Annotated in this window: 17 protein-coding genes; 9 read left to right on the forward strand and 8 right to left on the reverse strand. The window is 62.6% G+C overall.

Going from position 1 to position 21,215, the window contains the following annotated elements; all coding sequences use genetic code 11:
• Window positions 1–2 precede the first annotated feature (2 nt).
• The 3 genes from trpC to glp are packed head-to-tail and all read left to right on the forward strand — an operon-like array spanning window position 3 to window position 2,505.
• The gene (gene trpC, locus NP503_RS23875; RefSeq protein ID WP_127271355.1) at window positions 3–815 is read left to right on the forward strand and encodes an indole-3-glycerol phosphate synthase TrpC; all 813 of its coding nucleotides are present in this window, start codon (window positions 3–5) and stop codon (window positions 813–815) included.
• 2 nt (window positions 816–817) lie between these two features.
• Window positions 818–1,300, forward strand: coding sequence for a cyclic pyranopterin monophosphate synthase MoaC (moaC, locus tag NP503_RS23880; protein ID WP_127271357.1), 483 nt, complete (start codon window positions 818–820; stop codon window positions 1,298–1,300).
• Complete coding sequence (gene glp / locus NP503_RS23885; RefSeq protein WP_127272192.1) at window positions 1,300–2,505, forward strand: gephyrin-like molybdotransferase Glp; 1,206 nt, start codon at window positions 1,300–1,302, stop codon at window positions 2,503–2,505. The genes moaC and glp overlap by 1 nt, the downstream gene beginning before the upstream one ends.
• 48 nt (window positions 2,506–2,553) lie before the next feature.
• Here glp and NP503_RS23890 read toward each other — a convergent pair whose 3' ends face one another.
• Window positions 2,554–3,384, reverse strand: a complete 831-nt coding sequence (locus NP503_RS23890; RefSeq protein ID WP_127272193.1) for an alpha/beta hydrolase — start codon at window positions 3,382–3,384, stop codon at window positions 2,554–2,556.
• A 310-nt stretch (window positions 3,385–3,694) separates the two neighbouring features.
• Between NP503_RS23890 and NP503_RS23895 the strand changes: the two genes are divergently transcribed.
• The 4 genes from NP503_RS23895 to lexA all read left to right on the forward strand — a co-directional run bounded on the left by NP503_RS23895 (window position 3,695) and on the right by lexA (window position 8,621).
• A complete protein-coding gene (locus NP503_RS23895) occupies window positions 3,695–5,320 on the forward strand; it encodes an AMP-binding protein (RefSeq protein WP_127270202.1) in 1,626 nt (541 codons plus the stop codon).
• Window positions 5,317–6,153, forward strand: coding sequence for a tryptophan 2,3-dioxygenase (kynA, locus tag NP503_RS23900; RefSeq protein ID WP_127270200.1), 837 nt, complete (start codon window positions 5,317–5,319; stop codon window positions 6,151–6,153). Before NP503_RS23895 ends, kynA begins: the two co-directional genes overlap by 4 nt.
• Window positions 6,154–6,224: 71 nt before the next feature.
• Complete coding sequence (kynU, locus tag NP503_RS23905; protein ID WP_127272194.1) at window positions 6,225–7,472, forward strand: kynureninase; 1,248 nt, start codon at window positions 6,225–6,227, stop codon at window positions 7,470–7,472.
• Window positions 7,473–7,880: 408 nt separating this feature from the next.
• Entirely contained in the window at window positions 7,881–8,621 is a 741-nt protein-coding gene (gene lexA, locus NP503_RS23910) for a transcriptional repressor LexA (protein WP_127272195.1), read from the forward strand.
• Here lexA and NP503_RS23915 read toward each other — a convergent pair.
• Window positions 8,615–11,077: a ComEC/Rec2 family competence protein gene (locus NP503_RS23915; protein ID WP_127272196.1), complete on the reverse strand. Its 2,463-nt coding sequence runs from the start codon at window positions 11,075–11,077 to the stop codon at window positions 8,615–8,617. The two genes, lexA and NP503_RS23915, sit on opposite strands and share 7 nt — an antisense overlap.
• Before the next feature lie 102 nt (window positions 11,078–11,179).
• Here NP503_RS23915 and gltX point away from each other — a divergent pair, with 102 nt between their 5' ends.
• Complete coding sequence (gene gltX, locus NP503_RS23920; protein ID WP_127270289.1) at window positions 11,180–12,604, forward strand: glutamate--tRNA ligase; 1,425 nt, start codon at window positions 11,180–11,182, stop codon at window positions 12,602–12,604.
• Between the two features lie 185 nt (window positions 12,605–12,789).
• Complete coding sequence (gene gltA / locus NP503_RS23925; protein ID WP_127270290.1) at window positions 12,790–14,118, forward strand: citrate synthase; 1,329 nt, start codon at window positions 12,790–12,792, stop codon at window positions 14,116–14,118.
• 47 nt (window positions 14,119–14,165) lie between these two features.
• Here gltA and lpxB read toward each other — a convergent pair whose 3' ends face one another.
• From lpxB to bamA, 6 genes are all read right to left on the reverse strand, one after another.
• On the reverse strand, window positions 14,166–15,344 hold the full coding sequence (lpxB, locus tag NP503_RS23930) for a lipid-A-disaccharide synthase (RefSeq protein ID WP_127272197.1): 1,179 nt from the start codon (window positions 15,342–15,344) through the stop codon (window positions 14,166–14,168).
• Window positions 15,337–16,254, reverse strand: a complete 918-nt coding sequence (locus tag NP503_RS23935; protein WP_127268625.1) for an LpxI family protein — start codon at window positions 16,252–16,254, stop codon at window positions 15,337–15,339. Before NP503_RS23935 ends, lpxB begins: the two co-directional genes overlap by 8 nt.
• Window positions 16,226–17,059 carry an acyl-ACP--UDP-N-acetylglucosamine O-acyltransferase gene (lpxA, locus tag NP503_RS23940; RefSeq protein ID WP_127268626.1) on the reverse strand — a complete coding sequence of 278 codons (834 nt, stop codon included), beginning with the start codon at window positions 17,057–17,059 and terminating at the stop codon, window positions 16,226–16,228. The genes NP503_RS23935 and lpxA overlap by 29 nt, the downstream gene beginning before the upstream one ends.
• A 13-nt stretch (window positions 17,060–17,072) precedes the next feature.
• Entirely contained in the window at window positions 17,073–17,540 is a 468-nt protein-coding gene (gene fabZ / locus NP503_RS23945; RefSeq protein ID WP_127268627.1) for a 3-hydroxyacyl-ACP dehydratase FabZ, read from the reverse strand.
• Window positions 17,533–18,591 (reverse strand): UDP-3-O-(3-hydroxymyristoyl)glucosamine N-acyltransferase, encoded by a 1,059-nt coding sequence (lpxD, locus tag NP503_RS23950; protein ID WP_027036658.1) that lies wholly within the window; start codon window positions 18,589–18,591, stop codon window positions 17,533–17,535. The genes fabZ and lpxD overlap by 8 nt, the downstream gene beginning before the upstream one ends.
• Window positions 18,592–18,666: 75 nt before the next feature.
• Window positions 18,667–21,036 (reverse strand): outer membrane protein assembly factor BamA, encoded by a 2,370-nt coding sequence (gene bamA / locus NP503_RS23955; RefSeq protein WP_127268628.1) that lies wholly within the window; start codon window positions 21,034–21,036, stop codon window positions 18,667–18,669.
• Window positions 21,037–21,215: the final 179 nt, after the last annotated feature.

Consider the following 21,215-nt stretch of genomic DNA (forward strand, 5'->3'; position numbering starts at 1 on the left):
GCGTGTCTGACATTCTTCGCAATATCGAGGCCTACAAGCGCGACGAAATCGCGGCAGCAAAGGCACGCGTGCCGTTGGCCGAAATCAAGGCCCGGGCAAAAGACGCCGACGCACCGCGCGGCTTTCTTGCCGCACTGGAAGCGAAGCGCAAATCCGGCGCCTTCGCGCTAATCGCCGAGATCAAGAAGGCGAGCCCTTCCAAGGGTCTGATCCGTGCCGATTTCGATCCACCGGCGCTGGCGCAGGCCTATGCCAAGGGTGGTGCTGCCTGTCTTTCGGTGCTGACCGATGCACCGTCCTTCCAGGGTGCGCCCGAATTTCTCACCCGGGCGCGAGCCGCCGTCGCGCTGCCGGCGCTGCGCAAGGATTTCCTGTTCGATCCGTATCAGGTCTACGAAGCCCGCGCCTGGGGCGCGGATGCCATCCTGATCATCATGGCCAGTGTCGACGACGTCCTGGCCAGCGAGCTCGAGGCGACGGCCTTCGAACTCGGCATGGATGCACTGGTCGAAGTGCACGACGAGACCGAGACGCAGCGCGCGCTAAAACTGTCGTCGCGGCTGATCGGCATCAACAACCGCAATCTGCGCACATTCGAGACCAGCCTCGACACTTCCATGCGGCTGGCGACGATGGTTCCGGCCGACCGCTTGCTGGTCAGCGAGAGCGGTATTTTCTCGCATGACGACTGCCTCAGGCTGCAAAAGAGCGACATCGGCACTTTTCTTGTCGGCGAGAGCCTGATGCGGCAACAGGACGTCACCGCGGCGACGCGCCTGCTTCTGACAGGCAAGGCTTTGGCCGAGGCCATCTGACGATGGTATCGGGCCTTACCCATCTCGGCGCGCAGGGCGAGGCCAACATGGTCGACGTCGGCGACAAGGACGAAACAACGCGCACGGCGATCGCCGAAGGCTTTGTCGCGATGCAGCCCGAGACGCTGAAGATGATCCTCGCCGGCAACGCCAAGAAGGGCGATGTGCTCGGCACTGCGCGCATCGCCGGTATCATGGCGGCGAAGAAGACGCATGAACTGATCCCGCTCTGCCACCCGCTGCTTTTGACCAAGGTTTCCGTCGACATCGAGCCCGACCATGCTTTGCCGGGCCTGAAGGTCACCGCACTGGCGCGCGTCACCGGCAAGACGGGTGTCGAGATGGAAGCGCTGACGGCTGCCTCGGTCGCCTGCCTGACCATCTACGACATGGCCAAAGCAGTAGACCGCGCCATGGTCATCACCGGCATCCGCCTGGTCGAAAAGACCGGTGGCAAGTCGGGTGACTACAAGGCGAGCGCCTGATGGCGCTGGTTCCTATCGCGGAGGCGCTTGAACGCCTGCTTGATGGCGCGGCGCCTCTAGCCGGCGAAAGCGTTCCCCTGTTCGAGGCTGTGGATCGTGTTCTGGCGGAACCGGTCGTAGCACTTCGCACCCAGCCGCCTTTCAATGCTTCCGCCATGGACGGCTATGCAGCGCGCGCCGCCGACGTCACGTCGGTCCCATCCAGGCTGTCGGTGATCGGCATGGCGCCGGCTGGGCGTGGCTTCGACGGCACGGTCGGCCAGACGCAGGCCGTGCGCATCTTCACCGGCGCGCCGCTGCCCGAAGGCGCCGACACCATCGTCATCCAGGAGAATGTCCGCGATCTCGGCGGCGGCGAAATCGAAGTGACCGAGCCAACGGCGCAATGGCGCAATATCCGCCGCATCGGGCTCGATTTTTCAACAGGCGACATGCTGCTGGAAAAAGGCCGCTTGCTCGACCCGGCGGCACTGTCGCTGGCAGCATCGGCCAACCATCCTCGGGTCAGCGTGGTGAAACGGCCGCTGGTCGCCATTATCGCCACCGGCGACGAATTGCTGCCGCCGGGCAGCGATCTCGGCCCGGACCAGATCATTTCATCGAATGCCTATGGCGTCGCCGCCACCGCACACTCGGTCGGCGCCCGCGCGCTCGATCTCGGCATTGCCGCCGATCGCAAGGAGGCTATCGCCGAACTGGTGCAAAAAGCGGTCGCGGCCGGTGCGGATGTCATTGTGACGCTTGGTGGCGCCTCGGTCGGCGATCACGACCTGATCCACGACGTGCTGACCGGCGAAGGCATGACGCTCGGCTTCTGGAAGATCGCCATGCGTCCTGGCAAGCCGCTGATGTTCGGCCGCCTCGGCGATATCAGGTGCATCGGCCTGCCCGGCAATCCGGTGGCAAGCCTGGTCTGCTCGCAGTTGTTCCTGAAGCCGCTGCTGGCGCGGCTCGGCGGCCGCAATCATCGCCAGGACATACGTCCGGCACGGTTGGGTGCCGCCATGCCGGCCAATGATCTGCGCCAGGACTATGTGCGAGCGGTGGTCAGGGAAGATGACGGCGCGCTGGTGGCGACGCCGTTCGGTATCCAGGATTCCTCGATGCTGAGAATGCTGGCCGACGCCAACGGGCTGATCGTGCGGGCGCCGTTTGCCCCCGCAGCAGCTGCTGGCGAGGCTTGCAGCGTACTGATGCTGCGCTGAAGCAGCGCAGAACAAACCATTAATAACAAACAGAAAATTACGTCGGCGCTATTCCGATATCAAGGCGCGGGTCAGCGGATGCGCCGGATCGGCAAGGCCGTCGACAATGCTGAAATGATGCCGGTCAGGCTCGACCACGGTGCCGGTGGTGGCGCCGAGGCCGGTCCAGATGTTGGCAAGCAGCGCATTCTGGCGCAGGAATTCGGCGCGCTCGCCGCCACCGGCCCAACAGGTGATGCGGGCACCATCCATGGGCCGCAGCAGCGCCGGGCTTTCAGCCAGCGCCTCATCTTCGTCGATGGCCAGAGTCGCGTTCATCTCGGTGCGCATGATCGGACGCAGATCGTGGACACCCGAAATCGAAACGACATGGCGCACGCGCCGCGCCACATCGTCCGTCAGAGACGTGGTTGTCGTCACCATCCGGCTGGCAAGATGGCCGCCGGCCGAATGTCCGGTCAGCATCAGCGGCCCGTCGACCATTGCCGCCGCCTTGCCGATCGCCACGCCGATCTCCTGGACGATGCCGGCGATGCGTAAGTCCGGGCACAGCGTGTAGGACGGCATCGCCACGGCAAAGCCGCTGCTGACCGCACCATTGGCGAGATGCGACCAGAAACTCTTGTCGAACGCCTTCCAGTAACCGCCATGGATGAACACCACCAACCCTTTGGGCGTGGCGCTGGGGAGGAAGAGATCGAGCCGATTGCGTCGCCCATCGCCATAGGTGATGTCGAGCCGTGCCCGGCCCTGCGCCGAGAGTGCGTCACGAAACGCTTGCGCAGGCTCCACCCACGCGGCCGGCCATCGGTCGCTGCCGGCGATATTCGCACCGTTGGCATAGGCATCATCCCAATCGACGATGTGACGTTCGAACATCTGCGCCCTTCCCCAAAAACGGCATCGCTGTTCCGCTAGCAATGGCCACCGCCACGCCATGCGTCAATGCTCTAGGGCAAAAACATTTTAGGCTTGAAACAAATTTCGACTGGTGCGATCCTGCCCGCACGAACAGCCGACAATGGGAGGTCTGCTGTGCTGCCCGAAGCCTGCAAATGGTCACCCCGTTCGGGTGGCGTCGAGCAAGGCGCGACTTGCGGCACGAAGCCTCCTCAAAAAAAGCAGGACCTTCAGATCACTGGTCAGGCGCCTCGCGCACTGGCCGTCCAGCAGACAGGAGAGCGGCGACATGCTTGGGCCTTCAGCGCATATCGACACGTTCACGCGCGATCACCTGCCGCCGCCGGAGCAATGGCCTGAAATCCTGCTCGACGGCTTCGACTATCCCGAACGCCTCAACGCCGGTGTCGAACTGACCGACAGGCTGGTCGAGAAAGGCCTGGGCGACCACACCGCGCTGATCGGCAATGGCCGCCGCCGCACCTACAAGGAACTGTCCGACTGGACGAACAGGCTGGCCCACGCGCTGGTCGAGAATTATGGGGTCGAGCCCGGCAACCGGGTGCTGATCCGTTCGGCCAACAACCCCGCCATGGTCGCCTGCTGGCTGGCCGCCACCAAGGTTGGCGCCGTGGTCGTCAACACCATGCCGATGCTGCGCGCCGGCGAACTCGCCAAGATCGTCGACAAAGCGGAAATCACCGTCGCGCTCTGCGACACCAGGCTGATGGACGAGATGACCGCCTGCGCCAAGGACAGCGCATTCCTCAAGCAGGTCATCGGTTTCGACGGCACCGCCAACCATGATGCTGAACTCGATCGTGCCGCTCTCGACAAGCCGGTGACGTTCACCGCAGTCGACACCGGCCGCGACGATGTTGCCCTGCTCGGCTTCACCTCGGGCACAACAGGCGTTCCGAAGGCGACGATGCATTTCCACCGCGACCTGCTGATCATCGCCGACGCCTACGCCCGCGAAATCCTGGAGGTGACGCCGGACGACATCTTCGTCGGCTCGCCGCCGCTGGCCTTCACCTTCGGCCTTGGCGGACTCGCCATCTTCCCGCTGCGCTTCGGTGCGGCGGCGACGCTGCTGGAGCAGGCGACGCCACCCAACATGATCCACATCATCGAGACCTACAAAGCGACGATCTCTTTCACCGCGCCGACTGCCTACCGCGCCATGCTGAAGGCCATGGATGAAGGAGCGGACCTGTCATCGCTGCGCGTCGCCGTTTCGGCCGGCGAAACCTTGCCTGCTCCCGTTTTCGAAGTGTGGACACAAAAGACCGGAAAGCCGATCCTCGACGGCATCGGAGCCACCGAGATGCTGCACATCTTCATCTCCAACCGTTTTGACGACATGAAGCCCGCGTCGACCGGAAAGCCGGTGGGCGGCTACGAGGCGCGCGTCGTCGATGACGAGATGCGCGAGGTGCCACGCGGCGCGACCGGCAGGCTTGCGGTGCGCGGACCGACCGGCTGCCGCTACATGGCCGATGACAGGCAGAAGGAATACGTGCGCGACGGCTGGAACCTCACCGGCGATACCTTCACGCAGGACGAGGACGGCTTCTTCCATTTCGCCGCACGCTCCGACGACATGATCGTCAGCGCCGGCTACAACATCGCCGGTCCCGAGGTCGAGGCGGCGCTGCTGGCGCACCCGGACGTCGCCGAATGCGCTGTCATTGGCGCCGAGGACGCCGAGCGCGGCCAGATCGTCGAGGCGCATGTCGTGCTAGCGCAGGGCGTCGCGCCCGACGCCCTCACCACCAAGCGCCTGCAGGACCATGTCAAGGCAATGATCGCGCCCTATAAATATCCGCGATCGGTAAAATTCATCGCCGCTCTGCCCAAGACCCAGACCGGCAAGATCCAGCGCTTCCGGCTGCGCACGGAGAAAATCGATTGAGCGAGCCATACGATCCGGCGTCCGAAGGCGCCCAGATGTCGTTCAAGGAGCGCATGTCCTACAGCGACTACCTGCACCTGGAGAAAGTGCTGGAGGCCCAGACGCCGCTGTCATCGGCGCATGACGAGATGCTGTTCATCATCCAGCATCAGACCTCCGAACTCTGGATGAAGCTCGCTCTACACGAGATTGGAGCCGCGATCCGTTCCATCCGCGCCGACCGGCTCGAGCCGAGCTTCAAGATGCTGTCGCGCGTTGCGCGGATCTTCGAGCAGCTGAACAATGCCTGGGATGTGCTGCGGACGATGACGCCGAGCGAATACACCGAGTTCCGCGACGCGCTCGGCCAGTCCTCGGGTTTCCAGTCCTGGCAGTATCGCGCCATCGAGTTCATGGCCGGCAACCGCAACCTGGCCATGCTCGGGCCGCACAAGCACCGGCCCGACCTGAGCGGAAAGCTGGAAGCGATCCTGACCGAACCATCGCTCTACGACGAAGCGCTGCTGCTGCTTGCGCGCAACGGATTCGACATCGGTGCCGATGCCAAGCGCACGGACTGGCGTGAGACGCGAACCGAGAATGAAGAGGTGCTGGTCGCCTGGCAAACCATTTACCGCGATCCGCAGCGCTACTGGATGTTCTACGAACTGGCAGAGAAGCTGGTCGACTTCGAGGATTATTTCCGCCGCTGGCGCTTCAACCACGTCACCACGGTTGAGCGCATCATCGGTCTGAAACGCGGCACCGGCGGCACGTCGGGTGCTTCGTATCTGAAGAAGATGCTCGAGGTGGTGCTGTTCCCGGAACTGTGGACGGTCCGCACCCGGCTCTGACATCGTCGAAATGAAAACAGCGACGCGCGGCGGCGGAACACCCTTCGCGAACAACCGGGGACTGACTGACCATGAGTGGATTTCCTGATCTCGCCGCAGTCGAAGCGATGGATGCCACAGATCCGCTGCGGGCCATGCGCGACCGTTTCATTCTGCCGGAGGGGGTGATCTATCTCGACGGCAATTCACTGGGGGCAGCGTCTCATGCCGTTTTCGGCGAGCTGCAGCAGGCGGCAACCCAGGAATGGGCCCAGGACCTCATCCGAGCCTGGAATACGGCCGGATGGTTCGAGATGCCGATCGAACTCGGCGATCAACTCGGACGCCTGATTGGAGCCGCGGCCGGCCAGACCGTCGTCTGCGACACGACGTCGACCAACATCTACAAGGTGCTGCATGCGGCGCTGGAGATTCGGCCGGGCCGGTCGGTCATCGTCGCCGAGGGTGACAGTTTCCCCACCGACCTGTACATCGCCGAAGGCGTGGCCTCGACACGGGACGGCGTCCTGCTGCGCCTCGCGGGCGTCGACGCGCCCACTATCGAAGAGCTGATCAACGAAAACGTCGCGGTGGTGCTGGTCAACCACGTCAACTACAAATCGGGTGAACTGCGCGACATGGCGGCGCTGACGCGCAAGGCTCATGCGGCCGGAGCGCTGATCGTCTGGGATCTATGCCACACCGCCGGCGCCCTGCCCGTCGAGCTCGATCACGCAAATGCCGATTTCGCCATCGGCTGCACTTACAAGTACCTCAACGGCGGTCCGGGCGCACCGGCCTTCATCTATGCCGCGCAGCGCCATCACGGCGATATCAGCCAGCCGCTCAGCGGCTGGTGGGGCCATGCGCGGCCCTTTGCCTTCGAACGGGGGTATGTTGCCGGCACCGGTATCCGCCGCTTTCTGTGCGGCACCCAGCCGGTCCTGTCGATGCGGGCGCTCAAAGGCGCGCTTGCCATCTGGAACGACGTCGACATGGCGGCATTGCGAAAAAAGAGCGTCGCGCTGACGGAACTGTTCATCCAGCTCGTCGAAGCAAAGTGCGGCGCCTATGGCCTCACGCTGGAGACCACCCGCGACGCGACCAGGCGCGGCAGCCAGGTGTCGTTCCTTCACGATCACGGCTATCAAATCATGCGGGCGCTGATCGAGCGCGGCGTCATCGGTGATTTTCGCGCGCCATCGACCATCCGTTTCGGCTTCACGCCCCTCTATATCGGCTACAAGGATGTGTGGCTGGCGGTTCAAGTGCTAGAAGACATTCTGCGCACGGGCGCATGGAAGGACCAGCGTTTCGCCGTCAAGGAAGCCGTTACCTGACGCAACGATCCCCGCGATTTGCCGTCGCCGCCCTCACTGCCCGGCAGATGACGGAGGGCTGATTCCAGCCACAAATGCCAACAGACGTTGGCGTTTTGGCTCCGTTTCGTTCACGGCAAACGAACGTCCCGAAGATTGATAGCGTCCCTTGTGGAGGTCGATCGGCAGATGATGCCAAGCCTTGGGTCGAGGATGAGCCACAGGTCATTAACCATAATGGTTTCAATGTGAGCAGGCGCATTGCCGTGGTTGGCGCCTGTCGATCGCGACCCGCTGGCAAGCCCAAATAATTTCAGCAGCCTTAACAAATTCATTAAACTTTAAACGGTTGCAGAACACAACTGGAACAGATAGTGTTTGTTCTGGGTTTGTTTTTCGATTCTGGTTTCAGGTAATCTGGGGGCCGCCATGCTGACACGCAAGCAACATGAACTGCTGATGTTCATCCATGAACGCCTGAAGGAGAGCGGCATTCCGCCATCCTTCGACGAGATGAAGGAGGCGCTCGACCTTGCCTCCAAATCCGGGATTCATCGGCTGATCACCGCACTTGAGGAGCGCGGCTTTATTCGCCGGTTGCCCAACCGGGCACGCGCGCTGGAAGTGCTGCGATTGCCGGACTCGATCGCGCCCGGCCTCAACGCGGCAAAGAAGTTTTCGCCAAGCGTCATCCAGGGCAGTCTCGGTCAGGGTGGTGCCCTTGGCCGGCAGATCAAGCCGGCGCCTTCGCGGATGCCCTCGCCCGGCAATGATGACGATGCGGTCTCCGCCGTGTCGATACCGGTCATGGGCCGTATCGCCGCCGGTGTGCCGATCGATGCCATCCAGCATCAGACGCATTCGATCTCGGTGCCGCCGGACATGATCATGGGCGGCGCCCACTATGCGCTGGAGGTTAAGGGCGACTCGATGATCGAGGCCGGTATCTTCGACGGCGACACCGTCATCATCCGTAATGCCGACACGGCGAACCCCGGCGAGATCATCGTGGCGCTGGTCGATGAAGAGGAAGCGACGCTGAAGCGGTTCCGCCGCAAGGGCGCTTCCATCGCTCTCGAAGCCGCCAATCCGGCCTATGAAACCCGTATTTTCGGCCCAGACAGGGTCAAGGTGCAAGGCAAGCTCGTCGGCCTCATCCGCCGCTACTGAGGCGGCTGCGGGTTGGCCGCTGGCTTCTCGGGTTTCTTGAAGGGTGCCAGCCCCCTCGCCTCACGAGAGTATTTGCGTTGCGTGTGCCAGGGCCGATATGGGCTGTTCACCGCGAAGCTGATTGTCGCCGGCGTGGTCGCCGATTGGCGATCGAAGAAGACCGCGGCACTGCCTTTGCGAGCCAGTTGCCGCTTGGTGATGACGAGAACCAGCGGATTGTGACAGGCGTCATAGGCGGTGGCGTCATTGATGACGATCAGCTCGGCGAAGCCACAGGCTTTCCAGGTGTCCTTGCGGTCCTCGACATAGGCAATGATCGCACCGGACATATGCCTGGCCACGCAAACGCCTGAGGAGCAATAGAACGGCGATCCCGGCGGTAGCTCAACGGCGTCCGCGACGTCGAATTGCCCATCGCTCTTGTCGAACACCTCTGGCACGACGATGGTTTCTGATGTCAGGGCGCGTTTCCAGTTGTCGACGGTGAATTCGTTCGGCCGTTCCCGGCTGACGGCAAGCTCGCCGCCACCGATCGGCAACGCCACCAGCCGGGCGTCTTCCGAGATCAGCACATCCGGCGTGCGCGTATCCGAGACGGTCAGCAAGCCTGCCAGCGCGAATGGCAGAGCAGCGAGCCGCAGCCAAGTTGTCGCCATCGTCGCGATGACCAGGGCAATTGTCACCAGCAGGACAGATTGCTGCGAAATCAGCCCAACCCCATCGACAGGCGAACGTTCGGAGATCCAACCCGATATGGCGATCATCACCGTCAGGCCCTTGCCCATCAGGTAGAGGGCCGGCCAATCCAATCCGAAAGGCATCAGCAGCGCGCTTGCGACAGCCAGGAACATGACGACGGTGACGATCGGCATAACCGCCAGATTGGCGAACAGGCTGAGCGGCGACACACGCTGAAAATGCCAGATGGCAAACAGCGTCGTGGCGCTGCCGGCGATGATGGAGGTCATGGCAAGGCCGGTTGCCGCGAGCACGAACTTTCGCGTCAGGAAACCGGGCATGGATCGCTTTGGGGGCGGCGGTCTTGCTTTTCCCGCGCGGTGATCGGCCCAGCCGGCATAGGCGCCGACCAGAGCCGCGGTCGCGGCGAACGACATCTGAAAACTCGGGCCGACCACCTCATGCGGCGACACCACGATGACGGCGATCGCCGAGATCGCCAGATTGCGCATGGTGAGTGCTGCTCGATCGAACAGCACGGCAATCAGCATCACCGCCAGCATGATGAAGCTGCGCTCGGCGGCAACGACGACTCCAGAGATGATGAGATAGGCCGCGATCGAGAACAGTGCGGCGAAGGCGGCATACTTCTTGACCGGGCGACGCGCGGAAAAGTCGGGAAACAAGGCGAAGGCGCCGCGCAGCAAGCCCATGATGGTGCCTGCGACCAGCGCCATGTGCAGTCCCGAAATCGAGATGATGTGGTAGATGCCGGTACGTCGCATCGCCTCATTGATGTCATCGGGAATGCCGGCGCGCACGCCGACGATCAGCGCCGCGGCGATCTCGCCTTCGGCGCCGCCGACGCTCGCCCTGATATGGTCGGCGATGGCCTCGCGGGCATTTTCCACGCTAGAGGAAATTCGGGCCGGCAGCGGCATGTCGCCACCGTCGCTGACGACAAGCTTGGGGTTGCCGAGAAAGAACCCGCTGCCGCCGATGCCGGCAAAATAGCTGTCGAAGGAGAAATCATAGCTGTCCGGCCGCACCGGCCCAGTCGGCGGCAAAAGCTTGGCATATCCAGTGATGAGGGAGCCTGCGGTCACGTCAGCCGGGATCTTGCGTGCCGAAAGCCGCACCCGTTCCGGCGCATAGCGCAGTTTCGGTCTTGCGGTCGACGTCACGTCGATGGTCAGCCGGATACGGCCAGTTTCCATCCGGTCGAGCGAGACGACGCGGCCGGTCACCTGCGTCGAGATTTCCGAGCCCAACATTTGTGTGCCCGCACGCCACGTCTCGACCTTGGCAGCAAGCAGTCCTAGGGCGCACAAAAGCGCCGCCATGAAACACAGATGGGTCTTTGGCCATGAGCGCGAGACCAGCGCACAGATCCCCGTCAAGATGACAACCGCGACAGGTCTCGCAAAGTCGGGTTCAGCCGTCAGCGAAAAATAGCCGATCGCTCCGATCGCCAGGCAGACCGGCACCAGCAGGAAGGCCACGCCCCGGTCGAGTTCCAGGCTCGCCGCCGTGTTCACGCTGTGGCGCAGGCGAGGCAGTGATGTCAGGCTGATTTGCCGGCGCACGCGAACGATCCTGCCGGTTTCGGCAACAGGAACAGAGGCGGCGACATCCGCTTGCAAGGGCGCCTTGCCGGGATCCGGCACAAGGGGCGATGGCGGCGGCAATGGGGCTGGCCGAGGCGCAAACAGGGACCGTTCGCTGACGCCGATGGCAGCGTCCTCGCCCTGATCCGAGCCCCAGCCTCGTCCAGCCATCGGGTCTGCCCCTTGCGCCCTCGACACCCTATGCTACATGAACGCCGGGCGCGCGAAAGCCCGCGCAACCGCACCCCGCTTCAGATGGTTTCCGAGAGTTCCATGTCCGACAAGGTCGTCACCCGTTTTGCCCCTTCGCCCACCGGCTATCTGCACATAGGCGGCGCGCGCACGGCGCTGTTCAACTGGCTGTATGCGAAGCACACTGGCGGCACGATGCTGCTGCGCATCGAGGACACCGACCGCGAACGCTCCAATGAAGCCGCGACGGCTGCCATCCTCGACGGGCTTTCCTGGCTTGGCCTGAGCTGGGACGGCGAGCCGGTGTCGCAGTTCGAGCGTGCTCCGCGCCACCGCGAGGTGGCTGAGGAGCTCGTGCGCATGGGCAAGGCCTATTATTGCTATGCCACGCCGGCCGAACTGGAGGCCATGCGCGAGGCCGCCAGAGCCAAGGGGCTGCCGCCCCGCTATGACGGCCGCTGGCGCGACCGCGACCCCTCTGAGGCGCCCGCAGGCGTCAAGGGCGCCATTCGTATCAAGGCGCCGACCGACGGCGAGACCATCGTCCATGACCGTGTCCAGGGCGAGGTGCGCTTTCCCAACAAGGATCTCGATGACTTCATCATCCTGCGTTCTGACGGCAATCCCACTTACATGCATGCCGTCGTCGTCGATGATCATGATATGGGAGTCACCCATATCATTCGCGGCGACGATCATCTGACCAACGCCGCTCGCCAGACCGTGATCTACAACGCCATGGGCTGGAACGTGCCGTCCATGTCGCATATCCCGCTGATCCACGGCGCCGATGGCGCCAAGCTGTCGAAGCGGCACGGCGCGCTTGGCGTCGAGGCCTATCGCGCCATGGGCTACCTGCCGGAGGCGCTGCTCAATTACCTGGCGCGCCTTGGCTGGAGCCATGGCGACGACGAGATCATGTCGATCAAGGATATGATCTCGTGGTTCGACATCGGCGATGTCAACAAGGGCGCGGCGCGCTTCGACTTCGCCAAGCTGGAGGCGATCAACGGCGCGCATATGCGCCGCATGAGCGATGCCCGACTGTTCGACATCTTCATCGCTACCCTGCCCTATCTCGAAGGTGGCCCGGCGATCGCCGCGCGCCTGAACGACAGCACCAAGGCGCAGTTGCTGGCAGCGCTTCCGGGCTTGAAGGACCGCGCCAAGACGCTGGTCGAGCTCGTCGATGGCGCGGCCTTCCTGTTCGCCACGCGCCCCCTGCCGATCGACGACAAGGCGGCCCTTCTGCTTACCGACGATGCCCGCAAGATCCTGCGCAGTGCTCACGAAGCTTTGAACGGGCTTGCGAGTGACTGGACAGCCGCCTCGGCGGAGGCGGCGATACGCGAGGTGGCAGCGGCCGGCAGTCACAAGCTCGGCGCGGTGGCCCAGCCTTTGCGCGCTGCGTTGACCGGCAAAAGCACCTCGCCGGGCGTGTTCGATGTGCTCGCCGTGCTCGGCCGCGAGGAAAGCCTGGCGCGCATCTCAGATCAAATCGATTAGGAGCAAACTGGCCCAAGAAGATTGGCATTGAAAGGCGGGTTTCGCAGTGCAACATTAGGCCTTGGCCCAATCTGGCACGCACCTCCTGAAATGCGGTGGCGAATACGCGCATTGCGGTGATTTTCGACGTGTCGCTCTGCAGAATTTTGCCTTTGCCGGCATGAGGAAACAAGAAGGAGTTTGCAATGACCGAAGCTGCGAAAAAAATGGATTTGGGCGGCAAGACCCAGGAGGCCACGGCAACGCTTGCATTCGCCGGCAAGACCCATGAATTCAAGGTGCGAAGTGGTTCGGTCGGGCCTGATGTCATCGACATCGCCTCGCTCTACTCAACCACCGGCGCCTTCACTTACGATCCGGGCTTCACCTCGACGGCAAGCTGCGAGTCGGAAATCACCTTCATCGACGGCGATGCCGGCATCCTGCTGCACCGCGGCTATCCGATCGACCAACTGGCCGAACACGGCGACTTCCTCGAGGTCTGCTATCTCCTGCTTTACGGCGAACTGCCGACCAAGGCGCAGAAGGACGACTTCGACTATCGTGTGACGCGCCACACCATGGTGCATGAGCAGATGTCGCGCTTTTTCACCGGCTTCCGCCGCGACGCGCACCCGATGGCGGTGATGTGCGGCGTGGTCGGCGCGCTGTCGGCCTTCTACCACGACTCCACCGACATCTCCGACCCCTACCAGCGCATGGTTGCCTCCATGCGGCTGATCGCCAAGATGCCAACGATCGCGGCGATGGCCTACAAATACCACATCGGCCAGCCCTTCATTTACCCGAAGAACGAACTGAACTTCGCCGCCAACTTCCTGCACATGTGCTTTGCCGTGCCGTGCGAGGAATACAAGATCAACCCGGTGCTGGCGCGCGCCATGGAGCGCATCTTCATTCTGCACGCCGACCACGAGCAGAACGCCTCGACCTCGACCGTTCGTCTCGCCGGCTCGTCGGGCGCCAACCCGTTCGCGTGCATCGCCGCCGGCATCGCTTGCCTGTGGGGCCCAGCGCATGGCGGCGCCAATGAAGCGGCGCTCAACATGCTTGGCGAGATCGGCCATGTCGATCACATCCCCGAATTCATCGCTCGCGCCAAGGACAAGAACGACCCGTTCCGCTTGATGGGCTTTGGCCACCGCGTCTACAAGAACTACGATCCGCGCGCCAAGATCATGCAGAAGACGGCGCATGAGGTTCTGGGCGAGCTCGGCATCAAGGACGATCCGCTGCTCGACATCGCCATGGAACTGGAAAAGATCGCGCTGACCGATCCCTATTTCATCGAGAAGAAGCTCTACCCGAATGTCGACTTCTATTCCGGCATTACGCTGAAGGCGCTGGGTTTCCCCACCACCATGTTCACCGTGCTGTTCGCGGTCGCCCGCACCGTCGGCTGGATCGCACAGTGGAAAGAGATGATCGAGGATCCGCGCCAGAAGATCGGCCGCCCGCGCCAGCTCTATACCGGCGCACCCGAGCGTGACTACGTGCCGATCGCCAAGCGGTGAATTGGGAGTAGGGATTGGGCAGTAGGCAGTAGGGACGGTGAACTTCCCTACTGACTATTCCCTCTCTTGACATACCGCATCACCACCTGCGCGGCGATCTCGCCGGACGGTCTATCCGTCGCCATGCGCCGCGTGATCTCTGCAAATCCATTCTTCTGCCAGGCGCGCATGCCGCTGTCGGCGAACAGGGCTTCCAATTGCCGGGCCAGATTGTTCGGCTTGATGTAGCCGTCGTAGAATTCCGGAATAAGCGCTCGATCCGATATCAGATTGGGCAGCAGCGCCGACCAGACGGAAACGAGGTACGGCGCCAAGACCCGCGCGACCGGGTCGAGCCTGTAGCAGGAAATCATCGGCACGCCGGCCAGCGCCAGTTCCAGCGATACCGTCCCGGACGCGATCAGCGCCGCATCGGCTTTGCCGAAAGCCTGCCATTTGCGCTGGGAATCGACGATGATCTCAGGCTTTTCATCCCAGCGGTTGACGGAGGATTTGACGAGCTCGGCGACATGCGGAACGGTCGGCAGCAGCAGCCGCAGGCGGTGGCCACGCGCACGCAGAATCGACACCGTCTCGCCGAACGGGTCGAGCAGCCGCCGTACCTCGCCACGCCGCGAACCGGGCAGGACGAGCAGGGTCTTGACGCGATCAGGAGAAAGGTCGCGCGGTAGTTCCTGCGCCTTGGCTGCGGCCAGCAAACCCGCATCGTGGGTCAGGCGATGCCCGACATAGGTGCCCGGTGGCCCGCCGAGCCGCTCGAGCTCCTTGACCTCGAACGGCAGGATGCAGAGGATGTGGTCGACATAGGGCTTCATCGCCACCGCCCTGCCCGGCCGCCACGCCCACACGCTCGGGCAGACATAGTGGATGATCGGAATCGACGGGTTGGCCGCACGCACCTTTTTGGCGACGCGCAACGAAAAGTCCGGACTGTCGATGGTGACCATGCAGTCCGGCTTTTCGTCGGCAACGGTCTTGGACAGTTGGCTGATCCGCCGCATCAGGCGCGGCAGGTCGCGTAGAACGGCGCTGAACCCCATCAGGGCGATCTCGCCGGCATCGAATGGCGAGACCAGTCCCAGCGCCTGCAAATGACGGCCGCCGAGGCCGACGAGTTGCACCTCGCGCCCCACAGCCTGGCTGAGCGAGCGCACTATGTCGGCACCGAGCAGGTCGCCAGACTCCTCTCCGGCAACGATTGCGATCTTCAATGCCCTGTCAGCCATTGCGCGGCTCCGTGGCGGCACGCAGGCCAAGGACGAACAGGCCAAGTGCATTGGCGCGCGCGATGGTTTCAGGACCTTCGAGGATCAGCGAGCGTCCCGCCTCGACGGCAATGCCGGCGAGTCCGGCCGCGTGCGCTGCCTCGACCGTCTGCGGACCGATGGATGGAAGATCGGCGCGCAGTTCCTGACCGGGCTTGGCGCACTTGACGAGGACGCCGCGGGTCTTGCCCGCAATACGGCCGTGGCCGCGCAGCAGCTTCGCACGATCAAGCAGGCCGGCTGTTCCTTCGATGCCTTCCAGCGCGATTGCCCGGCCGCCAACCGCGATCGCCGCCTGGCCGACATCCAGCGCCCCGATGGCCTTTGCTGCCGCAAGGCCTGCCTCAATATCGCGCCAGTCCAATTTTCGCGGTTCGGCCTTGGTCAGCACGCCTTCGGCGGCGACAAGATTCGGCACTACTTCGTGGGCGCCAACGACCTTTACTCCGCGCGCTTCGAGGCCTCGTGCCAAGACCTTCAGAAGACCATCGTCGCCACGCGCGAGCGCCATGACGACCAAAGGAATCACCGCGAGCAGGCTGAGACTGGGGCGCAGCGCAAGCAATCGCGGCCGGCGCTTGATCTCGCCTGCAAGCACCAGATGGGTGATCCGGTGCCGCCGCAGCAAAGGGACGAGCGAGCCTATACCTTCCAGAGCGAGGCTTTCGTGATCGTATCGGGAGAGTTCCGCGATGCGGTCGACCTCGCCTTCCATCAGGATGACGAAGGGCGGATAACCTTGTTCAGCCGAACCGGCCGCGACTTCGACCGGCAGACTGCCGCCGCCGGCAATGATGCCGACCCTGGAGCCCGGCGGAAGATCAAGACGCGCAGCCGCTGTCTCAGTCTTCGTCATCGACATCGTCGCCATCGCCGCCCTTGAGCGACGGCACAGCATAATGCCGCTTGCCGCGACTGCTGATGAAATCGATGATCTTCATGGCGGTCGGCGACGACGCGAACTCCGCCTTGGCGAACTCGATGTTCTCGCCAACGGTGCGGGAACGATCGAAGATCATCCTGTAAGCCTTGCGCAGTACAAGGATTTCGGACCTTGGCAGGCCGGAGCGCTTGAGGCCGATGATGTTGAGGCCGCGTAGGCTGGCGCGGTTGCCGACCGCTATGGCAAAGGGGATGACATCGCCGACGATCGCGGAGCAGCCGCCGAGAAAGGCGTTGTCGCCGATGCGGACAAACTGATGCACTGCGGTCAGGCCGCCGATATAGACATTGTTGCCGACCTCGCAGTGGCCGCCCAGCGTTGCACCATTGGCGAACGTCGCATTGTTGCCGACGACGCAATCATGGGCGATATGGGCGTAGGCAAGGAAATTGCCATTGTCGCCGACCGTCGTCTCGCCGCGGCTGGAATCGGTGCCGAGATGCATGGTCACGCCTTCGCGGATCGTGCAGTTCCTGCCGATGACCAAGGTGGTGCGACCGCCCTTGTGCTTGGTGTTCTGCGGCGGTGCGCCCAATGTCGCCATCGGATAGACCTTGGTCGAGGCACCGATCGACGTCGCGCCCATCACCGAGACATGACTGACCAGTTCGACGTCGTCGCCGATCACCACATCGGCACCGACATGGCAGAACGGCCCGATGCGTGCACCTTGGCCGATTTGGGCGCCTTCCTCGACAATGGAGGACGCATGAATGGATGTCTTGATTTTCATAAGCACTCGATCGTCAGTCGCTGGTGACCATCATGGCTGAAATCTCGGCCTCGGCCGCCTTGGCGCCGTCGACCATGGCTTCACAAGCGAATTTGAGCAGGTTGCCGCGTTTCTTGATTTTCTTGACATGGATCTTCAACTGGTCGCCGGGAACCACCGGTTTGCGGAATTTGGCGTTGTCGATGGTCAGGAAATAGACCAGCGACGGCTTTTCGGTACCCAGGCTGCGGATACAGATGGCGCCGGCCGTCTGCGCCATCGCCTCGACGATGAGCACACCCGGCATGACCGGCTGCTCAGGGAAATGGCCCTGAAAATGCGGCTCGTTTATGGTCACGTTCTTGATGCCGACGGCGGATTCGTCGCCATCGATGTCGACGATACGATCGATCATCAGGAACGGATAGCGGTGCGGCAGGAGCTTCATCAGCCCCATAATGTCGACTGCCTCCAGCGTCGTCGACGCGATCATGTCAGCCATTGCCTCCCTCGCCCTGTTTGCGGGTCCTGGCGAGCTTGCGCAGCATGGCTATCTCCCGCATGGCTTCCGCCATCGGCTGTGCCGGATAGCCGCCCCAGATCTCGCCTGCAGGGACATTGCTCATAAATCCACTTCTTGCGGCAAGCTTGGCCCCTGTCCCTATGGTCAGGTGATCCGCAAGCCCGACGCCGCCGCCCATGGTGACATTGTCACCCACGACCACAGAACCCGAAATACCCGAAAGCCCGGCTATTATGCAATTGCGGCCGATGCGGACGTTATGGGCGATCTGCACGAGATTGTCGATCTTGGTGCCCTGGCCGATGATCGTATCGGACATGGCGCCGCGATCGACGGTGGTGTTGGAGCCGATCTCGACATCATCCTGAATAACGACACGGCCGATCTGCGGCACGCGTTCTGGACCCTTGGCCCCGCCGACGAACCCAAAACCATCCTGGCCTATCCTCGCGCCGCCATGAATGATGACGCGATTGCCGATCAAGGCATACTGGATGCTGGCTCCTGGACCGACATAGCCGTCGCGGCCGATCTGGCAGGATTGTCCAATAACCGCATTTGGGGCGATGACGGTGCCGCTGCCGATCGAAGCACCTGGCCCGATCACCGCGCCGGCCTCGATGACGGCACCGGCTTCGACATGCGCGGTCGCATCGACATGAGCGTGCGGCGAGACGCCGGTTTCACTGGTCATTGGCCCTGGTGTCGCCGCCCTCGGAAACAGCAGACGCCCGATCAGCGCGAAGGCCTGTTGCGGACGCGGATGAATGAGAACGGCAACGCTTGCCGGCGCCTTGCCGGCAAATTCCGCCGGGCACAGGACCGCGGCTGCCCGCAGCGACGGCATCAGCGCGGAATTACGCTTGCCATCGACAAAGACGAGCGCATTCTCGCCGCCCTCGCTGGCAGGCGCGAGTGCTTCGATCGAAATATCGGAGTGGCCGGAATCGACGAGCACCGAGCCGGTCAGATTCGCGACTTCGCCCGCCGTATACCGGCGTGATGGCGCGAAGAACACCGGATCGGTCATTCCAGAAGCTATATCCAGCTAGGTCGGAACATTTCTCCCGGACCCTGAGGACCCGGGAGCATCGTTGGCCGCCGATCAGAAGCGGGTCGATATGCCGAAGTTGAATTCCTGCACGTCGTCGCGCGCTTCCTTCTTGACCGGGATCGCATAGTCGATACGGATCGGACCGAATGGCGATGCCCACATCAGGCCGAGGCCGACCGAGGCACGCAACTTCATGCCGACCGAGTCCTGAGTGACGCCAGCGGTGTCGACCTTGCTTCCATAGAGCGTTGCCGCGTCCGCGAAGACCGCGCCACGCAAGCCAAAGCTCTCCGGAATGACCGGGAGCGGGAACTGGGCCTCTGCCGACGCATTGAAATAGGTCGTGCCGCCGAGATGGTCGCCAGTAGCAGTATCGACAGGACCGATGCCGCCATAGGCGAAGCCACGGATCATGCGATCGGTGCTCTGGAACTGATCGAAAATCCGCAGACCATCGCTGCCGTATCCTTCAACATGGCCAGCGCCACCTGAAATGAGCCCGACCAGGTCGTACTGCTCCGACAGCGTCTGGTAGATGCTGCCGCGGCCCGTGACTTTCACGAACTTGGCATCACCACCGAGGCCTGCGACTTCCACGGTCGTGGTGGCATAGATACCCTCGTGCGGGCTCTTCATATCGTCGATGGTGTTGTAGACCAGCCCGAGGCTGACCGACGACTTGATCCAAGGGCTTTGTTCGATGCCGTCCAGGATAGCCGTGGAAACACTGCAACCGGGATCAGGAACCCCGTCGCCATTTGCATCGCAGCTGTCATCCAGCTCATATTTCTCTTGCGAGATGTTGTACGCCAACTGGGTCGAGATGCTGTCGGTGATCGGCAGACCGAAGCGCACCGTCGCACCCGTGGTATCGCTGTCGTAGTTGTCGTATTCCCTGGTCGACTTGAAGATGTCGAAGCCGGCGGCGATGCGCCGTCCGAGGAAATAAGGCTCGGTGAAGGACAGGCTGTAGTCGCGTGAATTCTTGCCGCCGCCCGCCGACAGCTTGATGAACTGGCCACGACCGAGGAAGTTGCGCTCGGTCACCGATCCTTCGACCGACGGACCGGCCGTGTCGCCACCGGTCGAATAACCAGCGCCCACCGAGAACTCGCCGGTCGATTTCTCGACCACATCGACCACCAGAACGACCTGGTCAGGCTGCGAGCCCGGCACGGTCGAGATGTCGACTTTCTCAAAGTAATTCAGGTTTTCCAGGCGCTTCTTCGCGCGCTGGATGAGCACCTGGTTGAAGGCGTCGCCTTCGCTGACATCGAACTCGCGGCGAATGACATAGTCACGCGTGCGATCGTTGCCGCGGATCTCGATGCGCTCGATATAGGCCTTGGTGCCCTGGTCGATCGTGTAGACGACCGAAATGGTGTGGTTCTCGAAATTCCGGTCGCCGCGCGGCGTGACCTGCGCGAAGGCATAGCCGGAACCGGCCACCTTCTCGGTCAGCGCGATGATGGAATCCTCGACGTTCTTGGCGTTGTAGACGTCACCCTTATGGGTCTCGATCACCGATTCCAGCGACTTGCCGTCGACTTCAGGGATCGAGCTCTCGACGCTGACATCACCGAACGTGTAGCGGTCGCCTTCCTGGACGGTGATGGTGACCGTGTACTTGTTCGTCGCGCTGTCGAGCTCGCCGACAGCAGACACGACCTGGAAGTCGGCATAGCCGTGATTGTAGTAGAAGCGGCGCAGCAGCTCCTCGTCCGCGCGCAGCTTGTCATCGTCATAGACGTCGTCGCGCAGGACGAAGGAAAGCCAGGACGAGCGCTTGGTATTGATGATATCCGCCAGGCGGCGGCTGGAATAGGCACTGTTGCCGACGAAATTGACCGCCGCGATCTGCGTGCGATCGCCTTCAACGATGTTGAAGACAACGTTTACGCGATTGTCGCCAAGCTGCATAACCTGCGTGGTCACGGTCACATCGTCACGACCAATGCGCCTGTATGCAGCCTTGACCGATTCCACGTCGGCATCGAGCGTCGCCTGCGAGAACGTTCCGCGCGGCTTCAGCTGCACCGCCGCCGCAAGTGCATTGTCCTTGAGCTTCTTGTTGTTCTGGAACAGCACCTGGTTGACCACCTGGTACTCGGCGACCTTGACCACCAGCGTCGAGCCGACCTGGTTGATCTGCACGTCCGAAAACAGGCCAGTTCCGAACAGTGCCTTGACCGCACCGTCGATATCGGAACTGGAGAAAGCCTTGCCCGGCTTGATGGTGATGTAATTGCGGATGGTCTCAGCGTCGATACGCTGGTTGCCGCTCACTTCCACTCTGCTGACGACAGCGGCTTCAGCCGCCGATGTGGCAACGAACTGCACTGCGAGCGCGCCTGGCACGACCATGGCCGCGGACAGGGTCACCGCGGACGCGGCGCTTAGAAACTTGGATGCTGCCTTCATCGGGCTTAATAACCTTTTCTCGTAGTCCCCACGGCGAGAAAACCGGACGTGCGGTAATTTCCCCTACCGTATTAACCGGATTTTCCCTACACGCAAGGCTTCTGGTTAATTTGTATTTACTTAACCCTGCGGCGTGGCTTTCGCGTCACTCATATCCCCTTGCATGGTAAACGGCGTCT

Origin of the sequence: Mesorhizobium sp. SEMIA396, assembly GCF_024518615.1 — a bacterium.
Taxonomy (GTDB): Bacteria; Pseudomonadota; Alphaproteobacteria; order Rhizobiales; family Rhizobiaceae; genus Mesorhizobium.